The sequence below is a fragment of the Rhodanobacter lindaniclasticus genome (assembly GCF_004799035.1).
In the GTDB taxonomy this organism is placed as follows: Bacteria; Pseudomonadota; Gammaproteobacteria; order Xanthomonadales; family Rhodanobacteraceae; genus Rhodanobacter; species Rhodanobacter lindaniclasticus.
In genome coordinates, this window is record NZ_MWIO01000095.1 from 1 (window position 1) to 10,185 (window position 10,185).

Genomic DNA, 10,185 nt, shown 5'->3' on the forward strand with positions numbered 1-10,185 from the left:
TGTTGTACTTGTCCCAGAAGTCCCGCCGGGCTGGTTGGAGCGGGATGTCCACGGCGGCATCGCGGCCGGTGGCGGGATGAGTGGCTGGCGCACGCATTGTGCTCATTGTTTTGCTGACCTCTCGGTGGGGCCTTGCGGCCCCCGTTGATTTTTATGGGGATGGAAGGGTGTCGCTCGCGACGCGACGGCGGCGAGGATCCCGGGCGGGAACGACCTCCCGGCCCGCCCGCCCCCTGGCTTTCCGACAACAATGGCTCCTCCCCCAAGAATGCCGCGGTTCGCACCAGCGCTAGTTTCGGCATTGGCGCCAGAACACAAGATGTTGTGGTTGTTACCAAGTAGGGAAGTTAACCCTGACGCCCCGGGAAGTAAAGTCCTGCGAGTGGCATCGGCGTGGGGGAACCCGCGCGCCGCGGATCGGTCGAACCAGCGCCGCTTTCCACCCCTGCCAAGGAGCCCCTCATGCCGTCTCGCCCTCTCTTGCCGTCGTGGTTGACCGGGCTGCTGGCCGCGGCCGTGATCGCGGTCGGCACGCTGCCGGCCGGCGCCCACGCGGCCACCTTGCCGGCCGCGGTCGATGGCCAGCCGATGCCGTCGCTGGCGCCGATGCTGACCCGGGTGACGCCGGCGGTGGTGAACATCTCCAGCACCACCCATGTGCCGGTGCGCGACGCGTATTTCGACGACCCGATGGTGCGCCAGTTCTTCGGCCTGCCGGCGACGCCGCGCGAGCGGGTGGAGCAGAGCCTGGGTTCGGGCGTGATCGTGGACGCGGCCAGGGGCTACATCCTGACCAACAACCACGTGGTCGCCGGCGCCGACGACATCAGCGTGACGCTGCAGGACGGGCGCAGTTTCAAGGGCAGGCTGATCGGCACCGACCCGGCCACCGACGTGGCGGTGGTGCAGATCCAGGCCAGCAACCTGCAGGCGCTGCCGATGGCCGACTCCTCCACCCTGCGCGTGGGCGACTACGTGGTGGCGGTGGGCGAACCGTTCGGGCTTGGCCAGACGGTGACCGCCGGCATCGTCTCGGCACTGGGGCGTTCGGGCCTGGGCGACTCGAGCTACCAGAACTTCATCCAGACCGATGCCTCGATCAACCCGGGCAACTCCGGCGGCCCGCTGGTGAACCTGCGCGGCGAGCTGGTCGGCATCAACACCATGATCTTCTCGCCCTCCGGCGGCAACGTGGGCATCGGCTTCGCGATTCCCAGCAATCTCACCGCCGAGGTGATGAAGCAGCTGATCGCGCACGGCAAGGTCGAGCGCGGCAGCCTGGGCCTGCAGGCGCAGGCGATCACCCCGCGCATCGCGCAGGCGCTGGGGCTGAAGGAAAGCAAGGGCGTGGTGGTGACCGGCGTCGGCGACGATTCGGCCGCCGCGCGCGCCGGGCTGCAGCCGGGCGACGTGCTGACCTCGCTCGACGGCAAGCCGCTGCAGAGCGTGCAGCAGTTGCGCAACACCGAAGGCCTGCTGCCGCTGGGCAGCACGCTGCAACTGGGTATCGTGCGCGACGGCCAGCCGCGCCAGGTCAGCGCCACGCTCAGCGCCGAGAAACTGGCCAGCCTGGACGGCGGCCAGCTCGACCCGCGGCTGGCCGGCGTGCGTTTCCGCGAGCTGAGCCAGAACCAGCGCGACCAGGGCTGGTACGGCGCCGCCGTCAGCGCGGTGCAACCGGGCAGCCGCGCCGCCCAGGCGGGACTGCGCGCGGGCGACGTGGTGATCGGCATCGGCAACCAGCGCATCACCAGCCTGCGCATGTTGCGCGGACTGGCCGGCGTGCGCCTGCGCCAGCTGGCGCTGGTGGTCGCCGACGCCGACGGCAGCCATTACGTGCTGCTCAACTGACCGCGCAAGACGACCGCGCGGAAAACCGGACCTGGATCGCGTGAATGGCGTGTCCGCGCGCACGCTCTGCGACGCACCGTCACGCAAATGCCAGAAATCGCTTGATATTGTAGGTTCAGGCCGATCCAATATCCTCTCAGTTCATCGGCCTCCTGCAGTTCGACTGCACGGCCCGACAAGCTGCTGGACGAGCGGGCCCGCCCGAGGGGCTCGACCACTCGCACACGTCATGGCTCACTCACGCCGGGGTTTCACATCATCATGTCCGTACGCTTTGCTCGCCTGTTCTGCCTCGCCCTGGTCGGCGTCTGTTTCTCCACCGCGGCAACCGCAGCCACCAAGTCCGGCAGCCTGGTCTGGCGCGGTGACGACGCCACCGCCAACGCGGTGATGAACGAGGTGGGCAAGGCCTGGACCCAGGCCGGCCACGGCCGCATCGAGCTGCAGCCGTTCAACACCGCCTCGGGCCTGGACGCGGTGAGCAACGGCACCGCCGACCTCGCCGGCAGCGCGCGCCCCTCCGACGGCAGCGCGCAGAACGACCGGCTGACCTTCACCCCGGTGGCCTGGAGCGGCCTGGTGATCATCACCCAGGCGTCCAACCCGATCCGCAGCCTCACGCTGAAGCAGGTGCACGACATCTACTACGGCAGGATCCACAACTGGAGCGAAGTCGGCGGCCGCAACGCGCCGATCGACGTGTACGCGGTGGCCAGCCCCGGTGACGGCGTGGAATACAGCCTGCGCAGCCTGCTGTTCGGCCGCGGCAACCAGCCGGTGGCCGCGCCGCGGCTGTACGTCAACACGCGCAAGCTGGAGGAAGGCATCGCGCTGAACCCGAACGGGCTGGGCGTGGCGATGCTGACCGGCATCGGCGGCAACCCCAAGCTGAAGGCGATCCCGATCAACGGCCGCGCGCCGACCACGGCCAACATCGCCAACGGCAGCTACCCGCTGTTCATCCCGCTGTACCTGGTCACCAACCCGCGCAGCGCCAAGACCGAACAGGCGCAGGATTTCGTGGAGTTCCTCAAGACCGAGCCGGCCAAGGCCGCGCTGCGCCGCCACGGCGTGCTGCCGTACGAGGACGGCACGCGGCTGGCGGCGATGGACGCCGAGCGCCGCAGCACGATCCTGGCCGAAGTCGGCGCGCGCGTTCCGCACGGCACGCCGATCTCCGCGCCCGGCGCCACCTACGCCGCCCGCGCGGCCATCGCGCCCACCTCGCAGCGCACGGTGCAGGCCCGCGCCGCGCTGGAGGAGCGCCGCGAGCGCGCGGCGGACGATGCGCGGCTGGAGCGTGTCAGCGGCAGCGTCAGCAATGTCGCCGTGACCGGCGTCGAGCACGCCAGCGGCTCGGCCACCACGGTGAGCCAGGCCAACGGCAAGGACTTCGGCCGCGTCAACGCTGGCGCCACGCAGGCGCGCTCGACCTACAAGGTAGTGCGCGGCGATACGCTGTCCTCGATCGCCAAGGCCCATTCGGTCGACGTGGCGCAACTGCGCGCGTGGAACCGGCTCAAGAGCGACAACCTGCAGCAGGGCCAGGTGTTGCGCGTCAGCAAGCGATAACGGGGTGACCGTCGCCGGGAAGGCGGGCGTCGACATGGTCCACGGACCGCTGGCGCTGACGCTGGATCTGGACGACACGCTGTGGCCGGTGCTGCCCGCACTGGAGCGCGCCGACCAGGCCGTCGACGCCTGGTTGGAGCAGCACTACCCGGAAGTGGCGCGCGCGTGGCCGATCACCGCCATGCGCCAGCTGCGCGCCAGAGTGGCCGCCGAGCGGCTCGACCTGGCCCACGATTTCACCACCCAACGTCAACTCACCCTGCGCCGCGCGTTCGAGGCCAGCGGCATCGCCGACGCGCCGGTAGACGCGCTGTGGGAGATCTATTTCGCCGCGCGCAACCAGGTGCAACTGTTCCCCGACAGCGAGCCCGCGCTGCAGCGCATCGCCGCCCGCTGGCCGCTGGCGAGCCTGACCAACGGCAACGCCGACCTGCGCCGCATCGGCATCGAGCGGCATTTCCGCCACCACGTCTGCGCCCGTGACCACGGCGTGGGCAAACCCGACCGCGGCATTTTCCTGGCCGCCGCCGACTTGCTCGGCGTCGAACCGGGACAGGTACTGCACGTGGGCGACGATCCCGCGCTGGACATGGTCGGCGCGCGCGACGCCGGCTTGCGCACGGCGTGGATCAACCGCCAGGGCGAACCGTGGCCGCCCGGCATGGGCCCGCCGCCGGATCTCGACCTGCCCGACATGGCGGCGCTGGCCGACTGGCTGGATGCCCCATCCCGCCCCGATTGACACCGCGCCGATTGTTCTTCCACGCGGGCATGTCCATCATGGGCCATTTCCCCGGAAGGATTTGCCCATGTCCGCCCTGATCGAACGCCGCCCTGGCCAGCGCCACGGCATTCCCGTCGAGACCACCGACGCCGCGCACCTGGCGGCCAGTCGCCGCCGGCTCGACGCGACGCAGCGGCGCTGGCTCGGCGACAGCGGCTTCGACGCGGCGCCCGGCACGTTCGCGTTGGTGCCCGACGCAGCCGGCAAGCTGGTGCGTGTGCTGGTCGGCGTGGCGTCGGCCGATCCGCTGGCCGCGCTGGCCGGCCTGCCCTGCCACCTGCCCGAGGGCAATTACGAGCTGGCCGACGAAGGCGTGCTCACCGACACCGCGCTGGCCACCCTGGGCTGGGCGCTGGGCGCCTACCAGTTCACCCGCTATCGCGCGGCCAAGCGCGCGCCGGCACGGCTGATCGTGGCCGCCGACGAACTGGCCCGGCTGGCGCCGCTGGTGGAAGCCACCACGCGTGTGCGCGACCTGGTCAACACGCCCACCCAGGACATGGGCCCGGAACAACTCGGCGAGGCGATCAAGACGCTGGCCAGGGCGCACAAGGCGAAGTTGCGCGACTGGGTCGGCGACGAACTGCTCAAGGCGAACTTCCCCACCATCCACGCCGTGGGCCGCGCCAGCCATCGCGCGCCGCGACTGGTCGAACTGAGCTGGGGCAAGGCCGATCATCCCAGGCTGGTGATCGTCGGCAAGGGCGTGTGCTTCGACACCGGCGGCCTGAACCTCAAGGGCGGCGAAGGCATGCGCTGGATGAAGAAGGACATGGGCGGCGCCGCGCACGCGATCGCGCTGGCCGGGTTGATCATGCAGGCGCAGTTGCCGGTGCGGCTGACCCTGCTGGTGCCGGCGGTGGAGAACGCGGTGGCCGGCAACGCGATGCGCCCGGGCGAGGTGATCGCCACCCGCGCCGGCCACACGGTGGAGGTGGACAACACCGACGCCGAAGGCCGGCTGATCCTGTGCGACGCCCTGGCCTACGCAGGCGAGCAGCAACCGGCGCTGATCATCGACTTCGCCACCCTCACCGGCGCCGCCCGCGTGGCGCTGGGCCCGGACCTGCCGGCCCTGTTCGCCAACGATGAAGCGCTGGCCGACGCGGTGTTGCAGGCCGGTAACGCGGTGGCCGACCCGCTGTGGCGCCTGCCGCTATGGCGTCCGTACCGGCGCATGCTGGACTCCCACCTGGCGGACTTCGCCAACGCCAGTGCCTCGCGCCACGCCGGCGCGATCACCGCCGCGCTCTATCTCGAACGCTTTGTGCCGGACGGCACGCCATGGCTGCACCTGGACACCTACGCATGGAACGACGCCGATCGCCCCGGCCGTCCCCGCGGCGGCGAGGCCATGGGCTTGCGCGCCGTGTTCGCGTTCCTGCAAAACCGCTACGGGCGCTGACCGCGCCATGAACGAGCCAGTCGACGCGCTCGCCACGAACTGCCGCGAGCAGGCACGCTCCGGATTGCAGCGCGGCGACGCGGCACGGGCCGAGCAGGCTTACTCGTGCCTGCTGGAGCTCCTGCCCGACGATGCCGAGGCGCTGCAATTCCTGGCCGGGCAGGAGCTGGGGCGCGGTCACGCGCTGCGTGCCATCGAACTGCTGCGCGCGGCGCGAAGCACCCGGCCGGCGGATGCAGCCATCCTGCACCAGTTGGGCGAGGCGCAGATGCTGGCAGGCGACCTGGCCGCCGCCGCGAACAGCTTGCGCGAAGGCCTGGCGCTTGCACCGGGAATGTTCGTGGCGCGGTTGCGCCTGGGGGTGGTGCTGGAGCAGCTCGGACAGCGGCATGAAGCCATGCTGGCCTATGCCGGCGCGATCAACACGGCCCAGTCCCGCGGACGCTGGCTGGACGACTCCACCACCGCCGCCGGGCTGCGCGACGCGGTGAAGCACGCGGCTCGATACGTCTCCGCCATCAGGCACGAACTCTTCGACGCGATCATGGAGCCGCTGCGCGAGCGCTACGGTCGCTCCGAACTGCAGCGCGTCGATCTTTGCCTGTCGATCTACCTCGGCGGGCAGCCGGCACCCGTGCCGGATCCGCGTCAGCGACCGCGATTCCTGTACTTCCCCGGCATACCCAGCCAGCCGTTCTACCCGCGCGAGCGGTTTCCCGCGCAGGCGCGGCTGGAGGCCGCCGTCGACGCCATCCGCGGGGAACTGCTGGCCACCCTGGCGCAGCCGCAGCAGGACGTGGTCCCGTTCCTGGGCACCGATTCGGCCACGGCCATGGCTGCTCGCCTGCTCGGCGCCGCGGGAGCGGACGAGCCGGCATGGGACGCCTTCTTCTTCTACCGCCATGGCGAGCGCCATGACGCCAACTGCGCGCGCTGCCCGCACACCAGCGGGGTACTGGATTCGATGCCGCTGGTGCGGGTTCGCGAGCACGCCCCGGAAACGCTGTTCTCGATCCTGCGCCCCGGCACGCACATCCTGCCGCACCACGGGGTGACCAACACGCGACTGGTCACGCACCTCCCGCTGGTGGTGCCGCCCGATTGCGCCCTGCGCGTGGGTGGGGAAATCCACGCATGGCAGGAAGGCCGCTGCGTCACCTTCGACGACACCTTCGAGCATGAGGCGTGGAACCGCAGCACGCGCGACCGCGCCGTGCTCATCGTGGACAGCTGGAATCCCGACCTCAGTCAGGCCGAACAGGCTGCGGTGGCCGACCTGGTCGCGGCGATCGGCGATTTCAATCGCGCCAGCGAGGCTTCCAGCCTGCCCCGGCCGTAACTGGCAGCACCCAGAAGCGAACCGTCGACGGGCACCCTGCGCCAGTGGTGCGGAGAACGCCGGGGGGAGTAACCTCTTCGGCGTTGGGCGCAAGTGCATGACTGTTGCAACATGCCCGGGGGGGGACAAGGGGCACCAGTTGGCGCGCTCGGCATAACAGGGCCGTACCACCATCATCGGGGAAGAAAAGCACATGAAATACGACCTCAACCACCTGTCATTGGCTGTGCGCCTTGCATTGACAGCCGGCATGCTTTCCGTCGCCGCCGGCGTGCAAGCACAGGTATCGACGACGACCAACCCGCCGGCCACGGACCAGGCCACGGACCAAGCCACGCCGCCGTCCAGGGAAAAGGCCAAGACCTTGAACGCGGTGGTCGTCACCGGCTCGCTGATCCGGCGCGTCGACGTCGAAACCGCGAGCCCGGTGGTGACCATCGACCGCGAGACCATCACCAACTCGGGCAAGCCCACCCTGGGCTACGTGCTGCAGGACATGCCGGCGATCTCCGGCAACGCCACCAACCCCTCCAACAACAGCAACGGCGGTGGCGTCGCCAGCCCGCTGCTGGAAGCCGGCGGCGGCGCCTCGCGCGTCTCGCTGCGCGGCCTGGGCATCAACCGCACGCTGGTGCTGGTGGACGGCCAGCGCATGGTCAACTCGGACATCAACATGCTGCCGCCGGACATGATCGACCGCGTCGACGTGCTGGCCGAAGGCGCCTCCACCGTGTACGGCTCCGACGCCATCGGCGGCGTGGTCAACTTCATCCTGCGCAAGGATTTCCAGGGCGTCCAGGTCAGCCTGAACGACGGCATCTCCAGCCACGGCGATTCGCAGCGTCGCGGCTTCAACCTGACCGGCGGCATGTCCGGCGACAACTACAGCATCGTCGGCGGCCTCGACTACAACAAGTACGACGCCACGTTGGCCTCGCGACGCGACTTCTCGCGGCAGCAGCTGTACCTGTCCAGCGGCACCATCATCGCCGCCGGCTCCAGCTCGATCCCGACCGGCCGCATCCAGTTGCCTGCCTCGATCGCCAGCCAGTACGGTTGCGATATCAACTCGTCCGGCACCGCCAACGTGACGCTCGCCACGGGCGACGGCTCGAACCTCGGCGATTACCGTTGCCGGCTCAGTTCGGACACCTACAACTACGCCGCCCTCAACTACATGCAGACCGCGCAGAAGCGCACCAACGGCTTCGTGCTGGGCAGCTATGACTTCACGCCCAACCTGAAGGGGTACGTCAACGCGTTCTACAACCGCACCGAATCCAGCGGCCAGGACGCGCCCTCGCCGGTCGGCACCGGTGACGGTCTGATCATCTCCTCCAGCAACCCGATCAACCCGTTCGGCGTCACCTTCAGCCAGGATCCGGTGCCGGGTGATCCGGACAGCGGCTACAACTTCCAGACCCGCCTGACCGGCGCCGGTACCCGCGTGCACAGCTACAAGACCGACAACGCGCAGATCAACACCGGCCTGCGCGGCAACTTCGGCCAGGACAGCAGCTGGATCTGGGACGCGTCGATCAACTACAGCCACAGCAAGCGCGACCAGCGCGACACCAACGAGGTGGACATCCCCGCCCTGCAGGCCGCGGTCGATGGCGGCGCCAACATCTTCAACCAGGCCGACCCGGCGGTGGGCAAGCTGCTGAGCGCCGGCGTGAAGACGCCGATCTACGTCATGACCAACTCGACCAAGCAGGCGCAGTTCGACGCCAGCGGCAACCTGTGGGATCTCCCCGCCGGCACCATGCAGCTGTCGGTCGGCACGCTGTACCGCAAGCAGTCGATGAAGTACACAGTCAGTTCGTTCGCCGTGCTCGACCCGGTCACCACCCGCTGCCAGATCCTGCAGGAAGCCTGCGGTTCGCCCGCCAGCGGCAGCTACAACGTCAAGGAGTTCTACGCGGAAACCCTGATCCCGCTGCTCGCCGATGCGCCCGGGGCACAATCGCTGAACATCGACCTGGGCGTGCGCACCTCCGACTACAGCACCAGCGGCAGCACCACCAACGGCAAGGTCGCGATCGAATGGAAGCCGGTGGCGGACCTGCTGGTCCGCGGTACCGTCTCGCAGGTGTTCCGCGCGCCGAACCTCAACGAGCTGTACGACGGCCGCACCCTGGTCCAGCCGAACCTGAATGACCCGTGCGTCGGGCTCTACGCGGCCGAACTGGCCCAGCATGCCGCAGCCTGCCAGTACGTGCCGGTCAACTGGGGCGGGAACTCGCCGGCGCAGGTCAACACGTTCTATTCCGGTGCCGCCACCGTAGGCAACTCGCTCAAGCCGGAAAAGGGCAAGTCCATCGACCTCGGCCTGGTCTACTCGCCGGACTGGCTGACCGGCTTCTCCACCAGCCTCGACTTCTGGCACATCTACCTGTCCGACACGTTGACCGCGATTACCGGCGACCTGGTCGTCAGTTCGTGCTTCAACAACAGTGCCAGCCCGTACTGCGGGCTGATCCATCGCGAGGACACCACCAGCCGCCAGCCGGGCCAGGTATTCCTGATCAACACGCCGGTGGTCAATCTGGGCACGCTGAATACGTCGGGTGTCGACTTCACGCTGCGCTACAAGGTGCCGCACTTCAACATGGGCAGCATGGACCCGGGCGATTTCCAGGTGGGCCTCAACAGCAGCTACACCTCCACCTACAGGAACAACGCCACCCCCGGCGAGCCGGGCGCACAGGCCATCGATTACGCCGGCACCTACAGCCAGCAGTTCGGCAACATCTCGCGGCTGCGCGGCACGGTCACGCTGAACTGGAGCAAGGGCAACTGGAACGCCCAGTGGCAGTCGCGCTACATCAACAGCCTGACCGCGCTCAACACGGATGCGGCCATCCCCGGCGTGAACATTCCGATCGCCTCGGTGACCTACCACTCGATCCAGCTCGGCTACGCGGTGCCGTCGATCCACACCCGCTTCGACATCGGCGTGGACAACCTCGCCGACAAGGCACCGCCGCTGATGTACCAGAACGGTTCCAACTACAACGTGGACGTCTCCACCTACGACGTGCTCGGTCGCTACTACTGGGCCCGCGCCACCGTGAAGTTCTGATGCCCTAGCTCCACCGCAGTCGTTGCAAACCGTCAGGAGGGCCGCGGGCAAACCGCGGCCCTCTTGCATAATGGGCGCCGGACACCACCCACCGAGGCTGCATGCCCCCGCACCCGCCCGCCGCCGATCCGCCCAGCACTCCGGCCAGC

6 protein-coding genes are annotated in these 10,185 nt (G+C 69.0%); all 6 read left to right on the plus strand.

Annotation, left to right across the window (positions count from 1 at the left end):
- The first annotated feature begins 462 nt into the window (after window positions 1-462).
- The 6 genes from B1991_RS18410 (at window position 463) to B1991_RS18435 (ending at window position 10,036) form a co-directional block, all read left to right on the plus strand.
- Entirely contained in the window at window positions 463-1,851 is a 1,389-nt protein-coding gene (locus B1991_RS18410; RefSeq protein WP_136260123.1) for a DegQ family serine endoprotease, read from the plus strand.
- Window positions 1,852-2,112: 261 nt separating this feature from the next.
- On the plus strand, window positions 2,113-3,423 hold the full coding sequence (locus tag B1991_RS18415) for a substrate-binding domain-containing protein (RefSeq protein ID WP_136260124.1): 1,311 nt from the start codon (window positions 2,113-2,115) through the stop codon (window positions 3,421-3,423).
- 34 nt (window positions 3,424-3,457) lie between these two features.
- The gene (locus B1991_RS18420; protein WP_136260128.1) at window positions 3,458-4,165 is read left to right on the plus strand and encodes an HAD family hydrolase; all 708 of its coding nucleotides are present in this window, start codon (window positions 3,458-3,460) and stop codon (window positions 4,163-4,165) included.
- 67 nt (window positions 4,166-4,232) lie between these two features.
- Window positions 4,233-5,612 (plus strand): leucyl aminopeptidase family protein, encoded by a 1,380-nt coding sequence (locus B1991_RS18425; RefSeq protein WP_136260125.1) that lies wholly within the window; start codon window positions 4,233-4,235, stop codon window positions 5,610-5,612.
- 7 nt (window positions 5,613-5,619) lie between these two features.
- On the plus strand, window positions 5,620-6,951 hold the full coding sequence (locus B1991_RS18430) for an aspartyl/asparaginyl beta-hydroxylase domain-containing protein (RefSeq protein ID WP_136260126.1): 1,332 nt from the start codon (window positions 5,620-5,622) through the stop codon (window positions 6,949-6,951).
- A 193-nt stretch (window positions 6,952-7,144) separates the two neighbouring features.
- Window positions 7,145-10,036 carry a TonB-dependent receptor plug domain-containing protein gene (locus B1991_RS18435; RefSeq protein WP_136260127.1) on the plus strand — a complete coding sequence of 964 codons (2,892 nt, stop codon included), beginning with the start codon at window positions 7,145-7,147 and terminating at the stop codon, window positions 10,034-10,036.
- The last annotated feature ends 149 nt before the right edge of the window (window positions 10,037-10,185 follow it).

Excerpts from the sequence above, each read along its gene's own strand:
- B1991_RS18410 (WP_136260123.1), top strand. The coding sequence starts at position 463 with ATGCCGTCTCGCCCTCTCTTGCCGTCGTGGTTGACCGGGCTGCTGGCC.
- B1991_RS18435 (WP_136260127.1), top strand. The coding sequence starts at position 7,145 with ATGAAATACGACCTCAACCACCTGTCATTGGCTGTGCGCCTTGCATTG.
- B1991_RS18430 (WP_136260126.1), top strand. The coding sequence starts at position 5,620 with ATGAACGAGCCAGTCGACGCGCTCGCCACGAACTGCCGCGAGCAGGCA.
- B1991_RS18420 (WP_136260128.1), top strand. The coding sequence starts at position 3,458 with ATGGTCCACGGACCGCTGGCGCTGACGCTGGATCTGGACGACACGCTG.
- B1991_RS18425 (WP_136260125.1), top strand. The coding sequence starts at position 4,233 with ATGTCCGCCCTGATCGAACGCCGCCCTGGCCAGCGCCACGGCATTCCC.
- B1991_RS18415 (WP_136260124.1), top strand. The coding sequence starts at position 2,113 with ATGTCCGTACGCTTTGCTCGCCTGTTCTGCCTCGCCCTGGTCGGCGTC.